At 65.7% G+C, this 26,494-nt stretch carries 24 protein-coding genes and 1 other RNA gene; 13 read left to right on the top strand and 12 right to left on the bottom strand.

Features of this window, described 5'->3' with window-relative positions; genetic code table 11:
* The first annotated feature begins 164 nt into the window (after nt 1-164).
* Both FIU28_RS23955 and FIU28_RS23950 read left to right on the top strand, forming a co-directional pair.
* Nucleotides 165-902 carry a HugZ family pyridoxamine 5'-phosphate oxidase gene (locus FIU28_RS23955; protein ID WP_143575603.1) on the top strand — a complete coding sequence of 246 codons (738 nt, stop codon included), beginning with the start codon at nt 165-167 and terminating at the stop codon, nt 900-902.
* Nucleotides 903-1,082: 180 nt separating this feature from the next.
* Entirely contained in the window at nt 1,083-2,696 is a 1,614-nt protein-coding gene (locus tag FIU28_RS23950) for a phosphoenolpyruvate carboxykinase (RefSeq protein ID WP_143575602.1), read from the top strand.
* A gap of 63 nt (nt 2,697-2,759) precedes the next feature.
* Here FIU28_RS23950 and FIU28_RS23945 read toward each other — a convergent pair whose 3' ends face one another.
* From FIU28_RS23945 to FIU28_RS23935, 3 genes are read right to left on the bottom strand one after another with little or no spacing between them, the layout of a single operon-like run.
* Entirely contained in the window at nt 2,760-3,554 is a 795-nt protein-coding gene (locus FIU28_RS23945; RefSeq protein WP_143575601.1) for a sulfite exporter TauE/SafE family protein, read from the bottom strand.
* 13 nt (nt 3,555-3,567) lie between these two features.
* Nucleotides 3,568-4,098, bottom strand: a complete 531-nt coding sequence (locus FIU28_RS23940) for a rhodanese family protein (RefSeq protein ID WP_143575600.1) — start codon at nt 4,096-4,098, stop codon at nt 3,568-3,570.
* 14 nt (nt 4,099-4,112) lie between these two features.
* A complete protein-coding gene (locus FIU28_RS23935; RefSeq protein ID WP_143575599.1) occupies nt 4,113-4,439 on the bottom strand; it encodes an ArsR/SmtB family transcription factor in 327 nt (108 codons plus the stop codon).
* A gap of 81 nt (nt 4,440-4,520) precedes the next feature.
* Between FIU28_RS23935 and FIU28_RS23930 the strand changes: the two genes are divergently transcribed.
* Complete coding sequence (locus tag FIU28_RS23930; RefSeq protein WP_143575598.1) at nt 4,521-5,423, top strand: MBL fold metallo-hydrolase; 903 nt, start codon at nt 4,521-4,523, stop codon at nt 5,421-5,423.
* A gap of 156 nt (nt 5,424-5,579) precedes the next feature.
* Entirely contained in the window at nt 5,580-6,944 is a 1,365-nt protein-coding gene (locus FIU28_RS23925) for an AmpG family muropeptide MFS transporter (RefSeq protein WP_143575597.1), read from the top strand.
* A 193-nt stretch (nt 6,945-7,137) separates the two neighbouring features.
* Here FIU28_RS23925 and FIU28_RS23920 read toward each other — a convergent pair whose 3' ends face one another.
* The 5 genes from FIU28_RS23920 to ffs all read right to left on the bottom strand — a co-directional run bounded on the left by FIU28_RS23920 (nt 7,138) and on the right by ffs (nt 10,629).
* Nucleotides 7,138-7,578, bottom strand: a complete 441-nt coding sequence (locus FIU28_RS23920) for a hypothetical protein (RefSeq protein WP_168203025.1) — start codon at nt 7,576-7,578, stop codon at nt 7,138-7,140.
* Between the two features lie 17 nt (nt 7,579-7,595).
* Nucleotides 7,596-8,201, bottom strand: a complete 606-nt coding sequence (recR, locus tag FIU28_RS23915) for a recombination mediator RecR (RefSeq protein WP_143575596.1) — start codon at nt 8,199-8,201, stop codon at nt 7,596-7,598.
* Nucleotide 8,202: 1 nt separating this feature from the next.
* On the bottom strand, nt 8,203-8,523 hold the full coding sequence (locus FIU28_RS23910) for a YbaB/EbfC family nucleoid-associated protein (RefSeq protein WP_143575595.1): 321 nt from the start codon (nt 8,521-8,523) through the stop codon (nt 8,203-8,205).
* Between the two features lie 18 nt (nt 8,524-8,541).
* Nucleotides 8,542-10,401, bottom strand: coding sequence for a DNA polymerase III subunit gamma/tau (locus FIU28_RS23905; protein WP_143575594.1), 1,860 nt, complete (start codon nt 10,399-10,401; stop codon nt 8,542-8,544).
* Nucleotides 10,402-10,532: 131 nt separating this feature from the next.
* Nucleotides 10,533-10,629: signal recognition particle sRNA small type (ffs, locus tag FIU28_RS23900), an RNA gene on the bottom strand.
* Between the two features lie 92 nt (nt 10,630-10,721).
* Between ffs and FIU28_RS23895 the strand changes: the two genes are divergently transcribed.
* The 7 genes from FIU28_RS23895 (at nt 10,722) to FIU28_RS23865 (ending at nt 16,044) form a co-directional block, all read left to right on the top strand.
* Complete coding sequence (locus FIU28_RS23895; RefSeq protein ID WP_143575593.1) at nt 10,722-11,105, top strand: YkvA family protein; 384 nt, start codon at nt 10,722-10,724, stop codon at nt 11,103-11,105.
* 96 nt (nt 11,106-11,201) lie between these two features.
* Nucleotides 11,202-11,624: an HIT domain-containing protein gene (locus tag FIU28_RS23890; RefSeq protein ID WP_143575592.1), complete on the top strand. Its 423-nt coding sequence runs from the start codon at nt 11,202-11,204 to the stop codon at nt 11,622-11,624.
* Between the two features lie 3 nt (nt 11,625-11,627).
* Nucleotides 11,628-12,563, top strand: coding sequence for an NAD(+) diphosphatase (nudC, locus tag FIU28_RS23885; RefSeq protein WP_143575591.1), 936 nt, complete (start codon nt 11,628-11,630; stop codon nt 12,561-12,563).
* A gap of 19 nt (nt 12,564-12,582) precedes the next feature.
* Nucleotides 12,583-13,491, top strand: a complete 909-nt coding sequence (locus FIU28_RS23880; protein WP_143575590.1) for a sugar kinase — start codon at nt 12,583-12,585, stop codon at nt 13,489-13,491.
* Nucleotides 13,492-13,590: 99 nt separating this feature from the next.
* Nucleotides 13,591-14,100, top strand: coding sequence for an Lrp/AsnC family transcriptional regulator (locus FIU28_RS23875; protein WP_143575589.1), 510 nt, complete (start codon nt 13,591-13,593; stop codon nt 14,098-14,100).
* 184 nt (nt 14,101-14,284) lie between these two features.
* Nucleotides 14,285-14,572, top strand: coding sequence for a hypothetical protein (locus tag FIU28_RS23870; protein ID WP_143575588.1), 288 nt, complete (start codon nt 14,285-14,287; stop codon nt 14,570-14,572).
* A 2-nt stretch (nt 14,573-14,574) separates the two neighbouring features.
* On the top strand, nt 14,575-16,044 hold the full coding sequence (locus FIU28_RS23865; RefSeq protein WP_143575587.1) for a methyl-accepting chemotaxis protein: 1,470 nt from the start codon (nt 14,575-14,577) through the stop codon (nt 16,042-16,044).
* A gap of 222 nt (nt 16,045-16,266) precedes the next feature.
* Here the strand turns inward: FIU28_RS23865 and FIU28_RS23860 are convergent, their stop codons facing one another.
* The 3 genes from FIU28_RS23860 to hrpB form a co-directional block, all read right to left on the bottom strand.
* A complete protein-coding gene (locus FIU28_RS23860) occupies nt 16,267-17,766 on the bottom strand; it encodes a phosphomannomutase/phosphoglucomutase (RefSeq protein ID WP_143575586.1) in 1,500 nt (499 codons plus the stop codon).
* A 107-nt stretch (nt 17,767-17,873) separates the two neighbouring features.
* Nucleotides 17,874-18,386 carry a TIGR02281 family clan AA aspartic protease gene (locus tag FIU28_RS23855; RefSeq protein ID WP_143575585.1) on the bottom strand — a complete coding sequence of 171 codons (513 nt, stop codon included), beginning with the start codon at nt 18,384-18,386 and terminating at the stop codon, nt 17,874-17,876.
* 246 nt (nt 18,387-18,632) lie between these two features.
* Nucleotides 18,633-21,248, bottom strand: coding sequence for an ATP-dependent helicase HrpB (gene hrpB, locus FIU28_RS23850; RefSeq protein ID WP_143575584.1), 2,616 nt, complete (start codon nt 21,246-21,248; stop codon nt 18,633-18,635).
* A 180-nt stretch (nt 21,249-21,428) separates the two neighbouring features.
* On the opposite strand from hrpB, the gene FIU28_RS23845 reads away from it, so the two are divergent.
* Nucleotides 21,429-22,496: an acyltransferase family protein gene (locus FIU28_RS23845; RefSeq protein ID WP_143575583.1), complete on the top strand. Its 1,068-nt coding sequence runs from the start codon at nt 21,429-21,431 to the stop codon at nt 22,494-22,496.
* A 4-nt stretch (nt 22,497-22,500) separates the two neighbouring features.
* Here FIU28_RS23845 and FIU28_RS23840 read toward each other — a convergent pair whose 3' ends face one another.
* A complete protein-coding gene (locus tag FIU28_RS23840; protein WP_143575582.1) occupies nt 22,501-23,100 on the bottom strand; it encodes a hypothetical protein in 600 nt (199 codons plus the stop codon).
* Between the two features lie 207 nt (nt 23,101-23,307).
* Between FIU28_RS23840 and polA the strand changes: the two genes are divergently transcribed.
* The gene (gene polA, locus FIU28_RS23835; protein WP_143575581.1) at nt 23,308-26,394 is read left to right on the top strand and encodes a DNA polymerase I; all 3,087 of its coding nucleotides are present in this window, start codon (nt 23,308-23,310) and stop codon (nt 26,392-26,394) included.
* Nucleotides 26,395-26,494: the final 100 nt, after the last annotated feature.

Genomic DNA, 26,494 nt, shown 5'->3' with positions numbered 1-26,494 from the left:
GAGAGAGGTGGCCTTAAGAACACAGTCAACGAGCAATGCAAGCTGGGCTGAAATGTGGCCGAGTTCCATTGAACGTATGAGCTGGGGATGGGTTCCATTTCCCTATAGCCACTCCGTGGGCCGAGAAAAAGGCAGTTAGTGCAATGAAATTCTGGATTTAGCCGATGCAGCCGACCCCCGGTTTCGACCCCGCGGCACTGGCCCGGTCGCTGTTGCGACGCAGCCGGCAGGGCGCGCTGGCGACGCTACGGCCACCGAAAGGTGATCCGTATTGTTCGCTGGTGAACGTCGCCAGCGCCGCCGACGGCGCGCCGATCCTGCTGATCTCGCGTCTTGCAGTGCACACGACAAACCTGTTGGCGGACCCCAGGGTGTCCCTGATGCTCGACGAGCGCGCGCCCGGCGATCCCCTGCAGGGCGCACGCATCATGCTGGCCGGCACGGCGCAGCAGGCCGAAGGCGACGCGGCGCTGGCGCTGCGGCAGCGGTATCTCGCGGTGCACCCGTCGGCGGAGATGTTCGTCGACTTCAAGGACTTTTCGTTCTTCAGGATTGTGCCCAGCGGCGCGCATCTGGTCGCCGGCTTCGGCCGGATCCACGATCTTTCGCCCGACGAGTTTCTGACCGACCTGACCGGCGCCGCGGCGATGCTGGAGGCGGAGCAGGGCGCCGTGGCGCATATGAACGCTGACCACCGCGATGCGCTTGGCCTCTATGCCACCCGATTGCTGGGAGCGGCGCCGGGCGACTGGTCGTGCACCGGCTGCGATCCCGACGGACTCGATCTGCAAGGCGGTGCCATGGTGCAGCGGCTGAACTTCCCGCGACGGATCGACACGCCTGCCGCCTTGCGCGCGGTGCTGCGCGAACTGGCGGAACAGGCGCGGGCGATCCCGGATTGAGCGACATCAAGGCGGGCCACCCGAAAAACCAAATATGACCGTTCCGTCTTGTTTCCCCCCACGCTGCCCACTATTAGGTCGCCCGACCGTGACCAGACGGTCTATATTGAAGCCTACCGCGGCTGACGGTGCCTGGTGACAGGCGACCGGTGGTGACCGCGGACTCAAGGAGGATACTTCGTGAAAGAAACGGGCGTACGCAACGCGGCCTATGGTGCCGACAAATTCGGACTGACCAACCTCAAGGCCGTGAACTGGAATTTCGGCGCCCCTCAACTCTATGAGCACGCGCTGCGGGTCGGTGAGGCCGAACTCTCCGCCGATGGCGCGCTCTGCGCCGACACCGGCGTCTTCACCGGCCGCAGTCCGAAGGACAAGTACACCGTCAAGGATGCTTCCACCGAGAACATGTGGTGGGCCGGCAACCAGGCGATCACGCCCGAGCAGTTCGAGGCGCTCTACGTCGACTTCAAGAAGCACGCCGAAGGCATGGAGCTGTTCGCGCAGGACCTCTATGGCGGCGCCGACCCGACCTTCCAGATCAAGACCCGCGTCTTCACCGAGCTGGCCTGGCATTCGCTGTTCATCCGCACGCTGCTGATCCGCCCCGAAGCCGCCGCGCTGGCGGACTTCGTGCCGGAACTCACCATCATCGACCTGCCGAGCTTCCGCGCCGATCCGAAACGCCACGGCGTCCGCTCGGAGAACGTCGTGGCCATCGATTTCGCCCGCAAGATCGTCCTGATCGGCGGGTCTTATTATGCCGGCGAGATGAAGAAGAGCGTGTTCACCACGCTGAACTATTATCTGCCCGCGAAGGGCGTGATGCCGATGCACTGCTCGGCCAATGTCGGCCCGGGCGGCGACAGCGCGATCTTCTTCGGCCTGTCCGGCACCGGCAAGACCACGCTGTCCGCCGACCCCAAGCGCACGCTGCTCGGCGATGACGAGCACGGCTGGGGTTCTGACGGCATCTTCAACTTCGAGGGTGGCTGCTACGCCAAGACCATCAAGCTGTCGGAAGAGGCCGAGCCCGCGATCTATGCGGCCTCCAAGCGGTTCGGCGCCGTGCTGGAGAACGTCATTCTCGACAAGCACACCCGCGTGCCGGATTTCGACGATGGCTCGAAGACCGAGAACACCCGCTCGGCCTATCCGCTCGAGTTCATCCCCAACGCCTCTCGCACCGGCCGCGCGCCGCAGCCGAAGAACGTGGTGATGCTCGCCGCTGACGCATTCGGCGTGCTGCCGCCGATCGCCAAGCTGACCCCGGCGCAGGCGATGTATCACTTCCTGTCTGGCTACACCGCCAAGGTGGCGGGCACCGAGCGCGGTCTCGGCAACGATCCCGAGCCGGAATTCTCGACCTGCTTCGGCTCGCCGTTCCTGCCGCTCGATCCCTCCGTCTACGGCAACATGCTGCGCGACCTGATCGCGAAGCACAATGTCGATTGCTGGCTGGTCAACACCGGCTGGACCGGCGGCAAATACGGCACGGGCTCGCGGATGCCGATCAAGGTGACGCGCGCGCTCTTGACGGCGGCGCTCGACGGCTCCTTGCGCAACGTCGAATTCCGCACCGACAAGTACTTCGGTTTCGCGGTACCGACCGCGCTGCCCGGCGTACCCTCCGAGATCCTCGACCCGGTCAACACTTGGGCCGACAAGGCCGAGTTCGACGCCACCGCGCGAAAACTGGTCGGCATGTTCCAGAAGAACTTCGCCAAGTTCGAAGCGCAGGTCGATGCGGATGTGCTGGCCGCAGCACCGGATCTGAAGCTCGCGGCGGAGTAGTTTTCGCCGCTATCGTCACGATTGAAAAGGCGGCTCATCGAGCCGCCTTTTTGTTGATGCCACTCACATGAATTGCAGCGCGCCGCGGATGCAGACGTAGCCGCCGGTGACGATCACCACGCCGGCGAAGACGGAGCGCAACACGCGGTCATGCGCGCCGATCAGTCGGCCGGCCGCAATGCCGGCGAAGCCGCCGAGCAGGCCGCCGGCGATGAAGATCGCCGCCAGTCTCCAGTCGGTCAGGCCGGAGAACGAATAGCTCGCGGCGGTCGAGGCGCCGAAAGCGACGACGGCCACCAGCGAGGTGCCGATCGCCGCATTCATCGGCATGCCGGTCGCCAGCATCAGGCCCGGCACGATCAGGAAGCCGCCGCCGATCCCGAAGAAGCCCGACAGAATGCCGACGGCAAAGCCGATGCCGACCAGCATCGGCAGCAGTTTTCGCGCGGTGGCCTTGGTGAGGCGGATGGCAGCATCGCCGCCGCCGCCGCGCCGGTGCAGCATCAAGGCGCCGATCGCGATCATCAACAGGCCGAACAGCACCAGCAGCTTCTGGCCGTCCACCTGCTTGGCGACGGCAGAGCCGGCGAAGGCGCCGACGATGCCGGCCAGCGAGAACACGATGGCGCAGGGCCAGCGGACATTGCCGGCGCGCCAGTGCGACAGCATGTTGGCGAAGGCGCTGACCGCCACCGCAACCGCGCTGGTGCCGATCGCGACATGCGGCGAGGCGACGCCGACCCCGTAGACCAGCAGCGGCACGGCGAGGATCGAGCCGCCGCCGCCGACCACGGCCAGCACGAAACCGACCAGCCCGCCGGACAACAGCGTCGCGATGTCAGCGGCAGTCATCAGCATCGTGAGACCTCGTTCAGCCGTGCGCCGGCGTGGCGCGGCGATTCCACGGTGCCAGCGCCAGCACCTTCGCCATCATGCAGGTGCCGGAGACGCCGGCGAAGACCAGCCCGGCGCCGACGAAACCCGACAGCGCGTAGAAGCCGGGATGCAGCAATGCGCCGAGCACGGCGCCGGTCACGACCATTGAACCGGCGACGATCTGCACCTGCCGCATCATTTCGATCGGCTGTTTCTTGTCCTCGACGACCGGCAGGCCGGCGCTCTTCCAGGCCTCGATGCCGCCTTCGAGGATGAAGGCCTCGCAGTCTGTCGATGACGCCAGGCGCTCGACATTGGCCGCGGTCCGGCCGCCGGACTTGCAGTGGAAGATCACGGCCGGCGCGTCGGCGCCCGGATCGATGGCGCCGAGCTTCGACAGCGGCTCATGGCGAGCCTGCGCGATGCGGCTGCGCGCGTGTTCGTCGGCCTCGCGGATATCCACGAGCACGGCGCCGCTGGCAACCATCTGCCGGGCCTTTTCGGGGGAAATGTGGGGAAGGGTCATGCTGAACTCCTGGGTTAAACGGGTTGGGTGCGGCAGAACAGGCGATGCAGTTCGGCCATCAATTGCTCGATGCGAGGGTCGGCGATCCGGTACCAGAGGGTCTGGCTGTCGCGGCGGAAAGTCACGATGTTCTCGTCGCGCATTTTCGCGAGGTGCTGCGACAGCGCCGACTGGCTGAGGCCGACGGCCTCGACCAGCGCGCCGACCGTCATCTCGCCGGATTCCACCAGCTTGCACAGGATCATCAGCCGCCGCTCGTTGCCGAGCGCGCGCAAGGTGTTGGCCACCTCAAGGGCGTTGGCGGCGAAGTCGTTAATGTCGAGCGAAGGGCTGGCCGTCATGGTGATCTCATCTATTAGCTATTGCTTATTTAGAATAAGCTAATATAAATGTCAACAGCAATCGACACAGGAGTTCGAGACATGACGTCATCCAAATCCCCGAGCCCGGTCATCAGGGCGTTTTTTGACGAGCCGACCAACACCATCAGCTATCTGGTCAGCGATCCCGTGACGCGGCGTGCGGCCGTGATCGATCCGGTGCTCGACTACGACCACCGCGACGGCAGCGTCGATGTGCGCTCCGTCGAGGCGATGCTCAAGGCGGCGGCCGACGACGGCCTGACCATCGAATGGGCGCTGGAGACCCACGCCCATGCCGACCATCTGTCCGGCGCGCCCTACATCAAGGCGAAGACCGGCGCGAAGATCGGAATCGGCGAGCACATCAAGGACGTGCAGAAGATCTTCCGCCCGGTGTTCAACGCCCAGGATTTGCGCACCGATGGCAGCGACTTCGACCATCTGTTCGTCGATGGCGAAACGTTCCGGATCGGTGATCTGACGGTGGAGGCGCTGTACACGCCCGGCCATACGCCGGCCGACCTGTCCTACAAGATCGGCGATGCGGTGTTCGTCGGTGATACGCTGTTCATGCCGGATTACGGCACGGCGCGCGCGGATTTCCCGGGCGGCGATGCGAACCAGCTCTATCGCTCGATCCATCGGCTGCTGGCGCTGCCACCGGAAACCCGATTGTTCATGTGCCACGACTACAAGGCGCCGGGACGCGACGATTATGCCTGGGAAACTACCGTGCAGGCGCAGCGCGACGGCAATGTCCACGTCAAGGCGGGCGTGACCGAAGACCAGTTCGTCGCGATGCGGACAGCGCGCGATGCCACGCTGTCGGCACCGACCCTGTTGCTGCCGTCGATCCAGGTCAACATGCGTGCCGGGCATTTCCCGAAGGCACAGCAGAACGGCGTGCATTATCTGATGCTGCCGGTCCACGCCAAACCGGGCGCCGAAGCGGGGATCGCCTGACGGCGCGCGCCGCCACAACACATCGATAGCATCGGCGTTTACTGAGTCGTCCGGTCAAGCCGGGCGACGACAGCGGAGTGTGGGCAGACGGCCGCATTTCGCCAGCGGCGGACGCCCGGTTACACCTGCTTCCGCCGAATCTGCTAGCAGTGGCGCATGACATCTGCGCCTTCCGCGTCCGAATCGCCCGTGTTGAAACCCCGTGCCAGCTGGCGCGAGAGCATGGCGGTGTATTTGCAGCCGCGCGTGCTGATCGTGCTGCTGCTCGGCTTTTCCTCCGGGCTGCCGTTGGCGCTGTCGGGCTCGACGCTGCTGGTGTGGATGCGCGAGTCCGGCGTCGACCTCGGCACCATCGGACTGTTCGCGCTGGTAGGCACGCCCTACACGCTGAAATTCCTTTGGGCGCCGCTGGTCGATGCGCTGCAGGTGCCGCTGTTCACCCGCCGCTTCGGACGCAGGCGGGGCTGGCTGGTGTTCTCGCAATTGCTGCTGATCGCCGCGATCCTGCTGCTGGCGCTGACGGACCCTGCGAAGTCGCCGCTGTTCGTGGCGCTCGGCGCGCTGCTGGTGGCGGCGATGTCGGCGACGCAGGACATCGTGGTCGATGCGTTTCGCGTCGAAAGCCTGCCGGAGAGCGAACAGGCCGCCGGCATGGCGTCCTATGTGGCGGCGTACCGGATCGGCATGCTGGTCTCCACCGCCGGCGTGCTGTTCCTGGTCAGCGGATTCGAGAGCGCCGGGCTGGCGCGCTCCACCGCCTGGATGTGGGGCTATGTGGCGATGGCGGCGATGGTGCTGCTCGGCACCATCACCGCGCTGGCCGCCACCGAGCCGGAGGCGTCGGCCGTTGCCGAAGCGGCAACGCGCGGCGAGAGCGCGTTTGCGCGCGTGCTGAAGGCGGCGGTTGGCGCGTTCTCGGAGTTTCTGGGACGCAAGGATGCCTCGGCGGCTTTGGCTTTCGTCGTGCTGTTCAAGCTGACCGATGCATTTTCCGGCACCATGACGGCGCCGTTCGTGATCGATATCGGCTTCACCCGCAACGACTATGCCGCGATCGTCAAGGGCGTCGGCCTCGCTGCGACCCTGATCGGCGGCTTTGCCGGCGGCTTTGTCGCGCGGCGCTATTCGCTGGCGGCGAGCCTGTGGATCGGCGCGGTGCTGCAGGCGCTGTCGAACCTCGCTTTTGCGTGGCTGGCTCTGGTCGGCGTCAACCAGTGGGCATTGGCGCTGGCGATCACGGTAGAGAATTTTACGGGTGCGATCGGCACGGTGATCTTCGTCGCCTATCTCTCGGCGCTCTGCAAAAACCCGCTGCACACCGCCACGCAATACGCGCTTCTCACAGCACTGGCCGCGGTCGGGCGCACCTACCTCTCGGCCGGCGCCGGCTATGTCGCGCAGGCGACGGGCTGGCCGGTGTTCTTCGTCATCAGCATGGCGGTGGCGCTGCCCAGTCTCGTGCTGCTGCTGTGGCTGCAGCGGCGTGGACATTTCGAGGCGCTGGGACCGGTGCGGATTTAGCGTCGGAAATTTTGCGTGAGGTTACAAAGCTCAGGCGGTGCGACACCTCTCCCCGCCGGGGAGAGGTCGACCGGCGAAGCCGGGCGGGTGAGGGGGGGGGCCGTCGATGGTGCCGCCCCCTCACCCGGCGCTACGCGCCGACCTCTCCCCAACGGGGAGAGGTGACCCAACACCGCTGCCGATGCCTGACTTGCTAGTTCGGCGTCGACACCACGCTCCACTTCGTCACCAGCGCTTCGCTCATCTGCCCGGCCTGTTCGGCGCAGGCGACCTCGGTGACTTTCAGCGACACGTCCTTGTTGAGCAGCTTTTGCAACTGTTTGGTCTGCGCGTCGTTGGCCGCGACGATCTCGAAGGTTTCCGGACCGGTCTCGAGATTGCACAGGCCGGCCGGGGCGGGCAGCCGGCGTGGCTCGCTGACCAGCTGGAAGCTGTTGGCGCGCTTGCCCTTCGCGGCGCGGACGCGCAGCGCGCTGAGCTTGCCGCTCAGCACGTCGCCGAGTTGCATCGGCTTTGGCACCACCGGCGCTGCCGGGGCGGGCGCAGGCGCCGGCGTCTGCGCGTGGGCCGCGCCGGCGAAGGACAGCGCCAGCACCAGGCTGCCGAACAGATTCAGAATAGAGGACCGTGTCATTCAGTTTCTTCCAGTGTCTAGAACAGCGTCCGCTGCTTCATCGCAGCCGACAGCGTGCCTTCGTCGAGATAATCAAGTTCGCCGCCGACCGGCACGCCATGCGCCAGCCGGGTGATTTTGACGCCGGCCTCCGTCAGGAGGTCGGTGATGTAATGTGCTGTGGTCTGGCCATCGACCGTGGCATTCAGCGCCAGGATGATTTCCGTCACCATGGGGTCATGGCTGCGCGCGACCAGCGCATCGATGGTCAGATCGTCGGGACCCACGCCATCCAGCGGCGACAATGTGGCGCCGAGAACGTGATAGCGTCCGGTTGTGGCATTTGCGCGTTCGAGCGCCCACAAATCCGAAACATCGGCGACCACCACGATGGTCGCGGGGTCGCGGCGCGGATCGGTGCAGATCGTGCACGGATTCTGCGTATCGATGTTGCCGCAGCTTTTGCAGACCTGGATTTTATCGATCGCCACCTGCAGCGCGCCGGCGAGCGGCGCCATCAACGCCTCGCGCTTCTTGATCAGGTGCAAGGCCGCGCGCCGCGCCGAGCGCGGGCCAAGCCCCGGCAAGCGCGCCAGGAGCTGGATCAGCCTTTCGATTTCCGGTCCGGCGACGCCAGCGGCCATCTCAGGTGAGGCCCAGCCCCGGCGGCAGGCCCATGCCACCGGTCAGCGACTGCATCTTCTCCGCCATGGCGGCCTCGGCCTTGCGGCGGGCATCATTGAGCGCGGTGACCAGCAGGTCTTCGAGAATCTCGATCTCGTCGGCCTTGACCAGCGACGGGTCGATCTTGACGTTCTTGACTTCCATCTTCGCCGTCATGCGGACCGTGACGAGGCCGCCGCCGGACAGGCCCTCGACCTCGACGTGCTCGAGCTCGTCCTGCATCGCCTTCATCTTCGACTGCAGCTGCGCTGCCTGCTTCATCATGCCGAGAAAATCAGCCATGGGCGTATCCTTGCGTGTCTAGAGATCGTCGTCGCTTTCGAGCGCGTCGGTCGAGTCCTCGCCGGTAAGGTCGGCGTCGGTGGTGCCGGTGCCTGGCAATTCTTGAACAATCGGGCGCACCGTCACTTCCGTGCCGGGAAACCGCGCCAGTACTTCCTGTACCCGCGGGTCGGCTAGAGCTGCTTGCTTGCGGGCGTCCTTCTGCTGGTCAAGTTGCCAACGCAGCGTCGGCTGGCCTTCTTCGTTGGAAACGATCACGCTCCAGCGCCGGCCGGTCCACTGCTCGAGCTTTCGCGAAAGATCGTTGATCAGCGTGCGGGACGCGGTGCGCTCCATCGCGAGCTCAAGCCGGCCGTCCTCTATCCTGATAAGCCGGACGTCGGCTTCGAGTGCGGCGCGCACCATCAGGTCGCGTTTGGCGCCGGCCAGGGCCACCAGTTCGGGAAAGGTCGAGATCGTCAGCACGGCGGGCTGCGCGGCGGCCGGTGCCGGCGCGCTCATCTGGGGGCGCGGCGACATCTCGACGCCGCCACGCTGCAGCGAAGCGCGCGGCGAAGAGGATGGCATCGACGATACCGTCGAACCTGACGATGACGACGCACCGCCTCCATTGCCGTTGCCGCCGATCATCGGCGCCGATCCGCCATTATTCTGGCCGATCATCTTGATCGCCTCGTCCGGCGTCGGCAGGTCGGCGACATAGGCGATCCGCACCAGTACCATCTCGGCGGCCGCGGCGGGGCGCGTCGCGCCCTGCACCTCGGTGATGCCCTTCAGCAGCATCTGCCACATCCGCGACAGCACGCGCATCGACAGCTTCGAGGCATAGTCGCGCGCGCGCAGCCGCTCGGTCTCGCCGAACGCGACATTGTCGGCGGTGGCCGGGACGATCTTCACGCGGGTGACGAAATTGACGAATTCGGCAAGATCCGACAGCACCGCGATCGGGTCGGCGCCGACGTCATATTGCTCGCGGAATTCGGCGAAAGCGCTGGCGATGTCGCCGCGCGCCAGCGAATCGAACAGGTCGATGACCCTCGTACGGTCGGCCAGGCCCAGCATCTGCCGCACCGAATCGGCGCGCACGGTGCCGGCCGCATGCGCGATCGCCTGGTCGAACAGCGACAGCGAATCGCGCACCGAGCCTTCGGCGGCGCGGGCGATGATCCCCAGCGCTTCCGGCTCGACCTCGACGTTCTCTTTGCCTGCAATATTCGCCAGATGCTTCATCAGCACGTCGGCATCGACGCGGCGCAAATCGAAGCGCTGGCAGCGCGACAGGATCGTCACCGGAACTTTGCGGATTTCGGTGGTGGCGAACACGAATTTGGCGTGTTCCGGCGGCTCCTCCAGCGTCTTCAGGAAGGCGTTGAACGCCGCCGTCGACAGCATGTGGACTTCGTCGATGATGTAGACCTTGTAGCGCGCGCTAGACGGCGCATAGCGCACGCTGTCATTGATCTGGCGGACGTCGTCGACGCCGGTATGCGACGCGGCGTCCATTTCCAGCACGTCGATGTGACGGCTTTCCATGATCGACTGGCAGTGCACGCCAAGGCCGGGCATCTGGATGGTCGGGCCTTTGATCGAGCCGTCGGCCAGTTCGTAATTCAGTGCGCGCGCCAGAATGCGCGCGGTGGTGGTCTTGCCGACGCCGCGCACGCCGGTGAGGATCCAGGCCTGCGGAATTCGCCCGGTCTCGAACGCATTGGAGACGGTGCGGACCAGCGCGTCCTGGCCGATCAGGTCGTCGAAGCTGTTTGGGCGATATTTGCGGGCGAGGACGCGGTAGGGCTTGCCGACGGCGGGCGCACCGCCGATGTCGAAGCCGCCCTGCGTGTCATCGGTGGGCGGGACAGGCAAGCCGGCGTCGGTCATCGATCAATCCGCAATGTGTTGTCTCAAGGGGCCGGATTGCGGAACAACGGGCGGCGGGACGGCAAACCGGTCGCTGCCGAAAGTGCTGGTCTTCTGATCGAGCAGAGCACTGATTTTGCTCGACAAAACAAGTAGGAGACTGACGAGCGACCCGATCCGGATCTCGTTAGGGCTGCTTCCTTCCGGACCTGACCCGATTGGCGAGTGGCTCGTCCACCGCCAATCTCCCGGGGCTTATTTGGGGCCAAAGCGGGCGGAAAGCAAGCGGGGCTTGCGCCGGGACCGCCTGCGAATTCAAATTGGCCCGGAGGCAGGGAGCCATGGCGATGCTCGGTCAGGTCAGGCAATGGGCGCGCGGAATCGTGCGCGATGTTCTGGCGCTGTGGCTGGCCGCGCGCGACCCGCGGGTGCCGTGGATCGCCAAGGCGGTCGCGGCCGTTGTGGCCGCCTATGCGCTCAGTCCGATCGATCTGATTCCGGATTTCATCCCGGTGGTCGGCTATCTCGACGATCTCGTGCTGGTCCCGCTCGGCATTCTGCTGGCGGTGCGCCTGATTCCGCCGGACCTGATGGCGGAATTCCGCGCGGCGGCGCAGGATCGCGCCAAGCCGGTCAGTCGGGCGGGGGCGGTGATCATCGTGGCGATCTGGATCGCCTGCATCGCGATCATCAGCTGGATCGCATGGCCGATGCTGGCGCAATAGCACCTCGGCAAATGCCGCAACGTTATGGGCCACCGATACCCGTTTGCCGTCCCCGCAAAACCCTCTAGACTCCCTGCAGCCTCATCCGGAATCCCCATGACCTCCTCTTCGACCTGGTCGCTGCACCCACAATTGCAGAAAGACACCATCGACATCGGCGATCTGCCGCTCAGCCGCGTGCTGGTGGTCAAGGACGCGCATTATCCCTGGCTGATGCTGGTGCCGCGCCGCGCCGATACGGTCGAGATCATCGATCTCGACGAGGTCGCGCAGGGTCAGTTGATGACCGAGATCAATCGCGTCGGCCGCGCGCTGAAAGAGATCACCCAATGCGACAAGCTCAACGTCGCGGCGCTTGGCAACGTCGTGCCGCAGCTGCACGTCCACATCATCGCGCGCCGCACCTCGGACGCCGCCTGGCCGCGGCCGGTGTGGGGCGTGATGCCGCCGCTCGCCCACGATGCCGCCGAAGTGCAGCGCTTCATCAGCGAACTGCGCCGCAAGATCTGGCTTGGTTGACCCATGACACCCAATGATTTGTTTCCGCTGGACCATCCGGCGTTCGTCTCGCACCAGCTCGACCGCGCCGCGCATCTGCGCTTCAGCGACGAAAAACTGTTCGCGCTGGAGGCCCACCGCGACAGTCGCGCCTATGTGGTGCATCGCGATTCGCTGGTGCTGAAGCAGCAACCGAATGGCCCGCGGCCACTGCTGACCGTTCCCGAGGCGCTGCAGGCCGGCGCTAATCCCGGCACCATCTTCCTCGGGCTGCGCGACGGCGCCGCGGTGTTCGGCATGGGAATATCAGCGCCGGCGGTGGAAGCGCTGCTGACCCGCCAGGACTACGTATTGTCCGAGCTGCGCGGCATGGCGATGCAGGGCGTGGTGCCGCCGGACCAGCTTTCGGCGATCGCGATGGCCAAGTCGCTGGTGTCGTGGCATCAGCGCCACGGCTTCTGCGCCAATTGCGGCGTGCGTTCCGCGATGGCGGAGGGCGGCTGGAAGCGCGTCTGTCCCAGTTGCAAGATCGAGCACTTTCCGCGCACCGATCCGGTGGCCATCATGCTGGTGGAGAACGGCGACAAATGCCTGCTCGGCCGACAGAAGCAGTTTCCGCCCGGCATGTATTCGTGCCTCGCCGGCTTCATCGAGGCCGCCGAAACCATCGAGGACGCGGTTCGCCGCGAGATATTCGAAGAGGCCGGCATCCGCTGCACCGACGTGACCTATTACATGACGCAGCCGTGGCCGTATCCGTCGTCGCTGATGATCGGCTGCCAGGCGCGCGCTTTGACGGATTCGATTACCATCGACCGCATGGAACTTGAAGACGCCCGGTGGTTTGACCGGGACGAGGCGACGTTGATGCTGAACCGCGAACACCCCGACGGGCTCGCCGGACCGCATCCCTTCGCCATCGCCCATCATCTGCTCGGCCGCTGGCTGCAGCCGGCCTGAGACCTACCGGGGAAACGTCATGAGCTCGAAAAAGAACATCCTGTGCATCGGCATGCCGGTACGCGACCTCACCTTCGGCGTCCAGGCGGTCCCCGGCCGCGGCCAGAAATTCCACGCCGACCGCTTTGCGCAGATCTGTGGCGGCAATGCGCTGAATGCCGCGATCGGCATCAACCGGCTCGGCGGCCATGCCCTGCTGACCGGCCCGATGGGCGACGCGGGCGAGTCCTCCAGCCAGTATATTTTCGACGACCTCGCCAAAGAGGGTATCGACACCACGCATCTGGTGCACATGCCCGGCCTGGTGACGCCGATCTCCGGCATCATGATGGACCCCTCCGGCGAGCGCACCATCATCTCGTTCCGCGATCCCGAATTGTGGAAGGTGAAACTGCCTTCTGCAGACGTGCTGCTCAAGGATTGCGACGCCATCCTGATCGAGAGCCGCTGCGCTGGCTTCAGCACCGACCTCTGCCACGAAGCGCGCCGTCGCGGCATTCCCGTGGTCGTCGATATCGACAGCACGATGTCGCTGAGCGAGGGCCTGCTCAGCGCCTCGTCGCATCTGATCTTCTCTGATGAGGCGCTGCAGGGCACCGCGGGGATCACCGACGACGGGGCCGCGTTGCGCAAGATGGCCAAGCACACCACGTCGTTCCTGGCGGTGACGCTCGGCCCGAAGGGCACGCTGTGGCTCGACGACAAGCACGAGCTGCAGCGCACGCCGGCGTTTCCGGTCCATACCGTGGACACGCTGGGGGCCGGCGACATCTTCCATGGCGCCTTCGCGTTGGAATTTGCGGCCGGCAGCTCCATCCCCGAGGCGCTTCGCTTCGCTTCCGCCGCGGCGGCGCTGAAATGCACGCGCCACGGTGGCGCCTTTGCCTGCCCGCAACGCGCTGAAGTGGAAGAGCTTTTGGCCAAGTGAGGCGGTTTGGCCTGATGTTGCCGAGAACTCGGGCTTGATTTGGAATAATGTTCTATGTATGAGGGTTCCTGGCCTCAATATTAGAACAAAGTTCTTCCCATGACCGATCTCGCCACTCCGCTACCGGAATCCACCCGCCGCCTCGATGCCATCGATCGCAAGATCCTGATGGTGTTGCAGGAAGACGCCTCGCTGTCGGTCGCCGAAATCGGCGATCGCGTGGGACTGTCGTCGACGCCGTGCTGGAAGCGGATCCAGCGGCTGGAGGCCGACGGCGTGATCCTGCGCCGGGTGGCCCTGGTCGACCAGAACAAGATCGGGCTGGGTCTTTCGGTATTTGTTTCGGTGGAAAGCGGCGACCATTCCGACGCCTGGCTGAAGAAATTCGCCGACGCCGTCAGCGCGATGCCCGAGGTGATGGAATTCTACCGGATGGCCGGCGACGTCGACTACATGCTGCGCGTCGTCGTCGCCGACATGCAGAGCTACGATATTTTCTACAAGAAGCTGATCGCTGCGGTGTCGCTCAAGAACGTCACCTCGCGTTTCGCGATGGAGAAGATCAAGTCGGTGACGGCGCTGCCGGTGCCGGCGATGCCTGCGGCATGATGACTATCGCCGCACAGGATACCAGCTTCGGCTACAATGATACCTGCTCGTCGACGACACCGTAGTATCCCGGTGTTTCACCGTTCATGCTCGATTAGTCTTGTAGGGCTACTCCGGGCATATGGGGCGGATTGCGCAACTCGATACGGGGACCAGATGGCCGGCGTGGTTGAACGCCGGGCTCTTGCTGCTCGTCAGCTGGATCGCGGTTGCCGCTCTGTCGTTGCAGGTGCGTGCCGGGGCCGAGGTCGTCGCGGTGGCGTTCCCGCCGTGGTGGAGCACGCAGCAGGTATTTCTAGCCACGGCGTCGGCCAATGCGGCGATCGTGCGCACCAGCGCGCTGAGCTCAATTCTGATCGTGCGACCGGACGACAGCAACGGCCTGACGCGATTGCGTGACGCCGGCGTATGGCTGGCTGTTGATCCCCAGGCGATTGCCGCCTGCTTCACCGATATCAACAAGGACATTTGACGATGACTCTCGGCAATAGCGGTCTCGACGCGCTCCGTGAAACCGCCAGCAAGATGCTGATCGCGCTGCTCTGGCTGCATGTGCCGATCGCCTTGGCCATCGGCATGACGCGCGGCGGCGACTGGCTGCTGCCGACGCTGTTCACCGCGATCCTTGCCGCCGTGGCGACGGCTTCGTGGAAAACGAGCGGCAACGGCCTATCGACGTGCCTGGTGGTCGCGGTCGCGGTGATGGGCGGCGTCTCGATGTTTACTTACCAGTTGGCCGGCCACGCATGGCAGATCGACGTCCACATGTACTTCTTCGCCGCACTGGCCTGCCTGGTCGCCTATTGCGATTATCGGACGGTGGTGGCCGGCACCGTGGCGGTGGCGCTGCATCACCTGGCTCTGAACTTCCTGGTCCCCGCGGCGATCTTCCCGGGCGGCAGCGATCTCGGCCGCGTCGTTCTGCATGCCGTGGTGCTGGTGATGGAAGCCGGCGTGCTGGTCTGGCTTGCCCACCAGCTCGAGCGGCTGTTTGCGACCACGGCTGCGAAGACCGCGGAGGCCGACATGGCAAACGCCGCAGAAGCCCGCGCCAACGCCGAGCGTGGCGAGGCCGAGCGCCGCGCCAAGCTGGAATCGGACGCCGCCCTGCGCGGCCTGGCCGATGCCTTCGAGCGCAAGATCGGGCATATCGTCGAGGCCGTCGCCGTGGCGGCCGTCGAAATGCAGGGCATGTCGGCGGTGATGAGCTGCAACAGCGAGGAGACGTCGCGCCAGACCGACGCCGCGGCCGCGGCCTCCCGGCAGGCCTCCATGAATGTTGGCACCGTGGCGTCGGCCACTGAGCAACTCTCGGCCTCGATCAGTGAGATCGCTCATCAGGCAGCCCGTTCTGCGGAAGTTACCGGCAAGGCCGCCGAAGAGGCGCGCCGCACCAATGCCGTGGTCGAGGGCTTGGCCGGCGATACGCAAAAGATCGGCGACGTCGTGACGTTGATCCAGAACATCGCCAGCCAGACCAACCTGCTGGCCCTCAACGCGACCATCGAGGCGGCGCGCGCCGGCGAGCACGGTCGCGGTTTCGCCGTGGTTGCCTCTGAAGTGAAGGCGCTGGCCAACCAGACCGCGCAGGCCACCGGAGAGATTTCGGCGCAGGTGCAGAGCATCCAGGCCGCCACCGGTCAGGCCGTGGCCGCGATTCTGGCGATCGGCAACACCATTGCCGAGATCAACGACATCAGCAACGCGATCGCCTCTGCCGTCGAGGAACAGGGCGCGGCGACCCGCGAGATTTCGGGCAACGTGCAGCAGGCTGCCAGCGGCACCAGCGAGGTCAATGACAATATCGGTGGCGTCGCCCAGGCCTCCTCGGAAGCGGGTGCTGCGGCGTCGAAGCTGCTCGGCGCGGCTAACGGCCTGTCCGCGCAATCGGAGCGGCTGCGCTCGGAAGTGGACGGCTTCCTGGCCTCGGTCCGCGCGGCGTAGTCCTTTTTTTCCTCTCCCCCAGCAAAGCGAAGCTTTGCGTCATGGCAGAGGGTGCCGAGCGTAGCGAGGCGGGAGAGGGAAAGCCGCTAGCGACGGTGCTTTGCGGCAAGCGCCCCCTCTCCCGTCTCGAACCCCGCTTCGCGGGGCTTCGAGCCACCCTCTCCCGCCAGCCGCCACTATGCGGCGGCCGTGGGAGAGGGGAAGAAAGAGCCGCGCCGCTCCTCAGATCGTCTGGTTGTACGCGCCGACTTCCGCATGCGTTCGCAGCACCACGTTCATCGCCTCGAACATGTCGTGCATACGCTGCTCCGACACCGGGCTTTCGACCACCACCACCAGTTCCGGCTTGTTGGATGACGCCCGCACCAGGCCCCACGAGCCGTCGGCGCAGGTGACGCGGACGCCGTTGACCGTGACGAGATCGCGGATCGGCTGGCCGGCGACCTGATCGCCATTCGCCTGCGCGGCCTCGAAGTGCTTCACGACGTCGGCGACGACGCCGTATTTGGTCTCGTCGGCGCAATGCGGCGACATGGTCGGCGACGACCACGTCTTCGGCAGCGCGTCCTTGAGATCAGCCATGGTCTTGCCCGGCGCGCGGTCGAGCATCTCGCAGATCGCAATCGCCGACACGAGCCCGTCATCATAGCCGCGGCCGACCGGCGCATTGAAGAAGAAGTGCCCGGACTTCTCGAAGCCCGCCAGCGCCTTGGTCTCGAAGGTCCGGCGCTTCATGTAGGAATGGCCGGTCTTCCAGTAGGTGGTCTTGGCGCCCTGCGCCTGCAGCACCGGATCGGTGACGAACAGGCCCGTCGACTTCACGTCGACCACGAAGGTCGCGTCCTTGATCACCGCCGACATGTCGCGCGCCAGCATCACGCCGACCTTGTCGGCAAAGATTTCCTCGCCGGTGTTATCGACCACGCCGCAGCGGTCGCCGTCTCCGTCGAATCCGAGGCCGACATCGGCCTTGTGCTCGAGCACGGCATCGCGGATCGCGTGCAGCATCTCCATGTCTTCGGGATTCGGATTGTATTTCGGAAACGTGTGATCGAGCTCGACGTCGAGCGGGATTACCTCGCAGCCGATCGCTTCCATCACCTGCGGCGAGAACGCGCCGGCGGTGCCGTTGCCGCAGGCGACCACGACCTTGAGCTTGCGCTTCAGCTTCGGGCGATTGGTGAGATCGGCGATGTAGCGCGCCGGATAGTTCTCGTGAAACTGGTAGGAGCCGCCGGGCTTGTTGTCGAACTCGGCGTTCAGCACGATCTCCTTCAGGCGGTTCATCTCGTCCGGGCCGAAGGTCATCGGGCGGTTGATGCCCATCTTGACGCCGGTCCAGCCATTGTCGTTATGCGACGCGGTGACCATCGCGACGCAGGGCACGTCGAGATCGAACTGCGCGAAATAGGCCATCGGCGTCACCGCGAGGCCGATGTCGTGGACCTTGCAGCCGGCAGCCATCAGGCCGGTCATCAGCGCATATTTGATCGAGGCGGAATAGCCGCGGAAATCGTGGCCGGTGACGATCTCCTGCTTCTGCCCGAGTTCGGCGATCAGTCGGCCGAGCCCCATGCCCAGCGCCTGAATGCCCATCAGGTTGATTTCCTTGCCGAACAGCCAGCGCGCGTCGTATTCGCGAAAACCGGTCGCCTTCACCATCGGCTCGGATTCGTAGGCATAGGTGTTGGGGACGAGAAGGGGCTTCGGCTTCGGAAACATCGGCGGCCTCGCTGTAGGGAACAGTTCCCCAGCCTTAGCCAAACCACGCGGCGCTGGAAAGGCAAGCGCGTGTCATCGCTGCGACACTGGCCCGATGTCGGGATGCCTTACTGCTCGAGCACCATGCGGCCGTTGGCATATTCGAAGCGCTTCAGCCGCGACAGGAACGACAGGCCGAGCAGGTTCTCCGACAGCGCCTCGTCGGGCAGCACCATCGCTTCGACATCGCGCACCACCAGCCCACCGATTTCGACCATCGCGAGCCTGGTGCGGGCGGCCTTGATGGTGCCGTTGGCGGTGGTCACGTTGGCGTTGTAGTCGGCGCGCGACGGCCGCAGGCCGAATCGGGCGGCGGATTTTTCGTTCAAAGCGATGACCGAGGCGCCGGTATCGACCATGAAGCCGATGCGCTGGCCCTCGATGCGGCCTTCGGCCTGGAAATGACCGCGCGGATCGCTCGACAGGCTGAGGCTGCGGCCGGTGGGCGGGCTGTCCTGCCGGGCGGCGCTCAGCGTGCTCTTGGCCATCGCCGGGGTGACGGTCGTCATCCGGTCAGCGACCTGCGCCATCACGGTGCCCAGTCCGATCAGGATCGCCGCCAGGAACATGATGCCACGCATACGCCAACCCCACTGATCGCCGCCGATAGAGGACGATCTCATCACATGCCTTCGGCACCGTCCGTTCCGGACGGAAGCCGTTGCTGCTATTTTGGCGAAAAGGATGAGTAACGGGTTAATGTGGGCGGATTAGCCGCCCCAAACTCAGGTGTCGTCCTCCGCGAAAGCGGTAGCGAACCAACCCGCTGGCGTTGCCTTCTCTTCACCTCTCCCCAGCGGGGAGAGGTGAACGCCGACGCCTGAGCTTCACGTCCCCCGCGGCTTGACCCGCCGTGTCGGCGCGGCGCTGGCGGGGTCTTCCGGCCAGGGATGGCGGGGATAGCGCCCGCGCAGGTCGGAGCGGACGTCCTGGTAGGAGCCGCGCCAGAAGCCGGGCAGGTCGCGCGTCACCTGCACCGGGCGGTGTGCCGGCGACAGCAGTTCGAGCACCAATGGCACCTTGCCGCGCGCGACCGCGGGATGGCGGTTCATCCCGAACAGTTCCTGCAGGCGCACCGCAATGGTCGGGCCCTGTTCGGCCTCATAGTCGATCGGCAGCATCGTGCCGGTCGGCGCCTCGAAATGCGTCGGCGCTTCCTTGTCGAGCCGGGCACGGCTTTCCCACGGCAACAACGCGATCAGCGCGTCCGACATGTCGCCGGCCGAAAACTCCTTCAGCGACAGCGTGTCGTAGAGCGCCGGCATCAGCCAGGCCTGCCGGTTCTCGGCCAGCGCCGTGTCGGACAGGTCCGGCCAGGCGTCGCCCTCCGCGGCGCGCAAAAACATCACCCGGCCGCGCCACTGTTGCAGCGGTTTCGACCATGGCAGCCGATCGATCCCGGCGGCGACAAGGCCGTCGGCGAGAACCGGCGCCGTGGCCATGGAGGCAGCCAGCGCAAACGGCTGCTCCGACAGCGTGATGGCGTGCAGGATGCGTTTGCGCCGGCCGCGCAGCGCCATCGCCGCGCGGTCGAAGGTGATCTCGTCGATCGCCTCGATCTGGTCGGCGAAGCGCGTCTCGATATCGGCCTGGGCGATTGGCGCCGCCAGCAGGATGCGGCCGTTGGCGGCGGTGCCCGTGAGTTCGGCGACGGCGATATAGGGCGCGCGTGCCAGCGCCTGGGTCTGGTCGATCGACGCGCCGCGGCCATTGGCGAGCACGAAGGAGCCCTTGCCACGGTTTTTGGCGACGCGATCGGGGAAGGCGAGGGCGAGCATCACGCCGGTGGTTAGATTATCTGCGGCTGGGTGCAGGCCGTGGTGCTCCCTTCCCCCTTGCGGGGAAGGGTCGGGGATGGGGGTAGCCCCAAACGCGACTCTCTCGCCTGTGGACCCCCCTCCCCGACCCTCCCCCGCAAGGGGGGAGGGAGCTGATAGCGCGGAGCTTGTGGCTTTTTCATTTGATGCAACTTGTGAAGCCCAGCGCTGCGCCAGTTGTCGGGCGCTCTGCGCACGTTGCGAGCGGTCGCGGCGGAATTGCTCAAGCCGGTGATCGAGATCGACGCTGTCGCCGCCGAGGCCGCGTTCGGTGAGGATCGCGGCGATATCGGCGGCGTCCTCGCCGCAGCCCAGCCGATGCGAATCCACGATCATGCGCGCCAGCCGTGCCGGCAGCGCCAGCGCGCGCAGCGATTCGCCTTCGGAGGTGATGCGGCCATCGCCATCCAGCGCGCCGAGCTCGCGGAGCAGCGCGCGGGCCTCCTTCAGCGCGGGCGCGGGCGGCGCGTCGAGGAAGGCGAGCTGCGCCGGGTCGGCGACCCCCCATTGCGCCAGATCCAGCACCAGCGAGGTGAGGTCGGCGCTGAGGATTTCCGGCTGGGTATAGGCCGGCAAGGACGCGGTCTGCGGCTCGTCCCACAGCCGATAGCAGATGCCGGGCTCGGTGCGCCCGGCGCGGCCGCGGCGCTGGTCGACCGCGGCGCGCGAGGCGCGCACGGTTTCCAGCCGGGTCAGGCCGATGTCGGGCTCATAGCGTGGCACCCGGGCGAGGCCGCAATCGACCACGATGCGGACGCCCTCGATGGTCAGCGAGGTCTCGGCGATCGAGGTCGCCAGCACCACCTTGCGCAGTCCTTTAGGCGCCGGCTGGATCGCGCGATCCTGCACGGCGGCGTCCAGCGCGCCGAACAGCGGCACGATCTCGATCGAAGCATCATGGATGCGCTCGGCGAGAAACGTCTGGGTGCGGCGTATTTCGGCGGCGCCCGGCAGGAACGCCAGCACCGAGCCGGGATCGGCACGCAAAGCGGTGGCGATGGCGTCGGCCATCTGCCGCTCGATCTGGGCGTCCGCCTTGCGGCCGAGGTAGCGCGTCTCGACGGGGTAGGCGCGGCCGAGGCTTTCAATCACCGGCGCGTCGCCGAGCAGCCTGGCGATCCGCGCGCCGTCGATGGTCGCCGACATCACGAGGATGCGCAGGTCCTCGCGCAGGCCGATTTGCGCGTCGCGCGCCAGCGCCAGCCCCATGTCGGCATCGAGCGAGCGCTCGTGGAATTCGTCGAACAGCACGGCGGCCACGCCGGTCAGTTCGGGGTCGTCGAGGATCTGGCGCGAGAAGATACCCTCGGTGACGACCTCGATGCGGGTGTTGCGCGAGATCTTCGAGCCGAAGCGGACGCGGTAGCCGACGGTGTCGCCGACGCGCTCGCCTAGCGTCTTCGCCATCCGTTCGGCGCTGGCGCGGGCGGCGATGCGCCGCGGCTCCAGCATGATGATCTTTCTGCCCTTCAGCCACGGCGCATCCAGCAGCGCCAGCGGCACCCGCGTGGTCTTGCCGGCGCCGGGAGGGGCCACCAGCACCGCGGCATTGCTGCGCGCCAGCGCCTGCGCGATGTCGCCGAGCACGTCGTCGATCGGGAGGGGCGTGTCGAAGGAGCGGGTCAATGGTTAATGCTTTCTCGCGGCTTCGGGCGTCTTAGCGCAGGCAATGCCGCAGGGCAAAAGCGGTAATCCATTCATCACAATCCGCTGAGAACCGCAGATTCCGCGATCCCGGAAAGGTGGTATAAACTGGTGCTCCCCGATAATGGCGCCAACAGGCAGGGCGGACCACGAGGGATCACCATGACCACCAGCGGCAGTTTCGCGGTCGTCGACCGGGCGGCGCTTTCCGGCTCGGAGCGGATCGACTGGGTCGACTACGCCAAGGGCATCTGCATCGTCATGGTGGTGATGATGCATTCGGTGCTGCGGGTCGAACTGGCCGCCGGGCAGACCGGCTACATGCACGGGCTGGTGGAATTCGCCAAGCCGTTCCGCATGCCGGACTTCTTCCTGATCTCCGGCCTGTTCCTGGCCCGCGTCATCGATCGCGACTGGCGCACCTATCTCGACCGCAAGGTGGTGCACTTCGTCTATTTCTACGCGCTGTGGGTGACCATCCAGTTCGCCTTCAAGGCGCCGGGCCTTGCCGCCGAGCACGGCGGCTGGGGCGGGGTCGCAGCGCTCTATCTGCAATCCTACATCGAGCCGTTCGGGACGCTGTGGTTCATCTACATGCTGCCGGTGTTCTTCATGCTGACCAAGGCGCTGCGCCGGGTGCCGCCGTGGCTGGTGTGGGGCGTCGCGGCGCTGCTGGAGACCGCGCATATCGTCACCGGCTGGACGATGATCGACGAGTTCTGTTCGCGGTTCGTGTATTTCTATTCCGGCTATTTGTTTGCCACGCAGGTGTTTGCGCTGTCGGACCGTGCCCGCGCAAAACCCGTGCAGGCGCTGGCGGGCCTCGTCGCCTGGGCGCTGGTCAATGGCGCGCTGGTCCATGCCGGTATCAGTGGATGGCCGGTGGTGTCGCTGGCGCTTGGCTTCGCCGGCGCGGTGGCCATCATCGTGGCGGGAACGCTGCTGGCAAAAATGCAGTGGCTGCAGTTGCTGCGTTTCTGCGGCGAGCATTCGATCGTGATTTATCTCGCCTTCTTCCTGCCGATGGCCACGGCGCGGGTGTTGCTGCTGAAGTTCGCTTCGCTCGACATAGGCACCATCGCGCTGCTGGTCACGCTCAGCGGCATCATCGGCGCGCTGATTATCTGGCGGCTGGCGCTGCTGGTCGGCGCGACCTTCCTGTTCGAGCGGCCGGAGAGGTTCTGGATCGCGCCAAAGCGCAAACCCGCAGCACTGCAGCCGGCGGAGTAGCGGCTCACATCGCGTTCGGGGGGCGGTCCAGCTTCACGCCATCCTTCAGCGCCGCCATCCTGTCGCGAAAACCCTGGGCGTCGCCGAAATCGGCGAAGCCGACGTAATGCGGGTGCGGGCCCAGCATGCGGCGGGCGTGTTTGATCGGGCACCAATAGATCTCGGTGCGCGCGGTGACCTCGCGGACGAAGCCGGCGACGCCATTGCAATAGGAGCAGTAGGCGCAATTTATCTTCTCGATGATGTTGAGATAGGCCAGATGGTGGCGGTCGAACACGAGGTAGTCGCGGCGCCGCACCTTGGGGATGCCGTAGACCGGAAAGCAGATCGCCTGATAGGCCATCACCATCAGGTCGACCAGCACGAAGGGGACGATCAGCGAATAGATCACCGGCGCGGTCAGCACGATCAGCGGATTGGCGTTGAACAGATATTTCGAGGCCCGCACCTTGATGGCGCGCTGCAGCTCCTCGATGCTCCGGTCGAATACGATTTTGCGGTTCTCGATGTGGAAACGCAGCTCCTCGCGCCGCCGCGACAGTTCGGTCTCGATCTCGGTCTCCACCGCCTTCATCTTGTCCATCAGTTCGGCGAGTTCGGGCATCGGGGGTCTTCCTGCGGGCGATATGGTCGTTCAGGGGCTCATGGAACTGCCGTGGATGCAAGGTTCCTTACACTCAACTGTCGTCGCCCGGCTCGACCGGGCGATCCAGTAAACACCGGCCGGCGTGTACTGGATCGCCGCTTTTCGCGGGCGATGACAAAGGAGTTGGGGGTGTCTTTCCCCGCCAAAAATCCCTAAATTGCCGCCATGCCGAAAACCTCAGAAACCGCCGCCGCCCAGCCCGTCGCCGCCAAAGCCCTGTCGAAGGGCGACCATGTCTTCCTGGTCGACGGCTCCGGCTATATTTTCCGCGCCTATCACGCGCTGCCGCCGCTGACCCGCAAGTCCGACGGGCTGCAGGTCAATGCCGTGCTCGGCTTCTGCAACATGCTGTGGAAGCTGTTGCGCGACATGCCGCCGGACAACCGGCCGACCCATCTGGCGATCATCTTCGACAAGAGCGAAGTGACTTTCCGCAACAAGCTATATCCCGAATACAAGGCGCACCGGCCGCCGGCGCCGGACGATCTGATCCCGCAATTCTCGCTGATCCGCGACGCCGTGCGCGCCTTCGATCTGCCGAGTATCGAGCAGGGCGGGTTCGAGGCCGACGACCTGATCGCGACCTATGTACGCGAGGCCTGCGAACGCGGCGCCACCGCGACCATCGTGTCGTCTGACAAGGACCTGATGCAGCTCGTGACCGATTGCGTCACCATGTACGACACGATGAAGGACCGTCGGCTCGGCATTGCCGAGGTGATCGAGAAATTCGGCGTGCCGCCGAACAAGGTGGTCGAGGTGCAGGCACTGGCCGGCGACAGCGTCGACAATGTGCCGGGCGTGCCGGGCATCGGCATCAAGACCGCGGCGCAGCTGATCAACGAGTATGGTGACCTCGAAACGCTGCTGCAGCGGGCGGGCGAGATCAAGCAGCCGAAGCGGCGGGAGTCGCTGATCGAACACGCCGAGAAGGCGCGGATCTCGCGGCAGCTGGTGCTGCTCGATGATAAGGTGGTGCTCGACGTGCCGCTCGACGAGCTCGCGGTTCATGAGCCGGACGCGCGAAAACTGATCGCGTTCCTGAAGGCGATGGAATTCTCCACGCTGACGCGGCGCGTCGCGGAATATTCGCAGCTGGATCCAAGTGACATCGAGGCCGAAGGCGGTGTCGCTGGCAAGCGTCGCGACGGCAGCGACTGGAACGCCGGCAGCAATGCCCCCTCCCCCCTTGCGGGGGAGGGCCGGGAAGGGGGGGGCACCGGCTCCGACGCCGGCGCTTTGGGCTCACCCCCCTCCCCAACCCTCCCCCGCAGGGGGGGAGGGAGCGACCTCAAGGGTGGCACGTTCAGCGCGCACACCACGGGCCAGGGCGACAAGCAACAGCTCACCACGGTTGCCTTTGCCGCCGCGCGCGCCGCCGCTGCGCGAAAGACCCCGGTCGATCGCGAGGCCTACAAGCCCGTCCGCACGCTCGATGATCTCAACAGATGGATCGCGCGCATCCACGATACCGGCCATGTCGCTTTCGAAGCCAAGGCGTCATCGATCGATCCGATGCAGGCCGATCTGGTCGGCATCGCGCTGGCGCTGGGGCCCAATGATGGTTGCTACGTGCCGCTGAACCACAAGCAGTCCGGCGACGCCGCCGGCCTGTTCGCGTCGGGGCTGGAGCCCGACCAGATCAAGGCGTCGGACGCGCTCGACGCGCTGCGGCCGCTGCTGGAGTCCGCGGGGCTGCTGAAAATTGGCTTCAACATCAAATTCACCTCGGTGCTGTTCGCGCAGCACGGCGTCACCATCCGCAATCATGACGACGTGCAGTTGATGTCCTATGCGCTCGATGCCGGGCGCAATGCACACAGCCTCGAGGCGCTGGCGGAAGTATGGCTCGGCCACAAGATGCTGAGCTACGGCGAGGTGATCGGCTCCGGCAAGGCCAAGGTGGCGTTCGACCAGGTCACGATCGACCGCGCCACCGCCTATGCCGCGGAAGATGCTGACGTGCTGCTGCGGCTGTGGCGCGTGCTGAAGCCGCGGCTGGCCGCTGAGCACATGACCACGGTTTACGAGACGCTGGAGCGGCCGCTGATCTCGGTATTGGCGCGGATGGAGCGGCGCGGCATTTCGATCGACCGCCAGGTGCTGTCGAGATTGTCGGCGGATTTCGCGCAGACCGCCGCGCGCATCGAGGCCGAGATCCGCGAGATCGCCGGCGAGGAAATTAACATCGGCAGCCCGAAGCAGCTCGGCGATGTGCTGTTCGGCAAGATGGGCCTGCCGGGGGGCTCGAAGACCAAGACCGGCGCGTGGTCGACCTCGGCGCAGGTGCTGGATGAGCTGGCCGAGCAGGGCCACGAATTGCCGCGCAAGATTCTCGACTGGCGGCAGGTCTCGAAACTGCGCTCGACCTATACCGACGCGCTGCCGAATTACGTGCATCCGCAGACGCACCGCGTCCACACCACCTACGCGCTGGCCGCGACCACCACCGGGCGGCTGTCGTCGAACGAACCCAACCTGCAGAACATTCCCGTGCGCACCGAGGACGGCCGCAAGATCCGCCGCGCCTTCGTCGCAGCCCCCGGCCACAAGCTGGTATCGGCGGATTATTCGCAGATCGAGCTGCGGCTGCTGTCGGAAGTCGCCGACGTGCCGGCTTTGCGCACCGCGTTCCAGGAGGGCATCGACATTCACGCGATGACGGCCTCGGAAATGTTCGGCGTGCCGGTCAAGGACATGCCGGCCGATATCCGGCGTCGCGCCAAGGCGATCAATTTCGGCATCATCTACGGCATCTCGGCGTTCGGCCTCGCCAATCAGTTGAGCATCCCCCGTGAGGAAGCCGGCGCCTACATCAAGAAGTATTTCGAGCGCTTCCCCGGCATCCGCGCCTACATGGACCAGACGCGGGATTTCTGCCGGTTGCACGGCTATGTCGAGACGTTGTTCGGCCGCAAGTGCCACTACCCGGACATCAAGGCGTCGAACGCCTCGATTCGCGCCTTCAACGAACGCGCCGCGATCAATGCGCGGTTGCAAGGCACCGCCGCCGACATCATCCGCCGCGCCATGGTGCGGATGGAGGAGGCGCTCGCCGAGAAGAATCTGTCGGCGAAAATGCTGCTGCAGGTGCACGACGAACTGATTTTCGAGGTGCCCGACGACGAGGTCGCGGCGACCTTGCCGGTGGTGCAGCACGTCATGCAGGACGCGCCGTTTCCGGCGGTGCTGCTGCATGTGCCGCTGCAGGTCGATGCCCGCGCGGCGAACAACTGGGAAGAGGCGCATTGAGGTTCGTAGCCCGGATGAAGTCGCCGCGCCGCTTCAGCGGCGCGTCGACGCAATCCCGGGGGGAGAGCTTCAATGGAAGCGCCGGCCCCGGATTGCGCTT

The organism is Tardiphaga sp. vice154 (assembly GCF_007018645.1).
In the GTDB taxonomy this organism is placed as follows: Bacteria; Pseudomonadota; Alphaproteobacteria; order Rhizobiales; family Xanthobacteraceae; genus Tardiphaga.
Note: the sequence above shows the minus strand (reverse complement) of the source record. Positions and strands in the feature narration are given on the sequence as shown.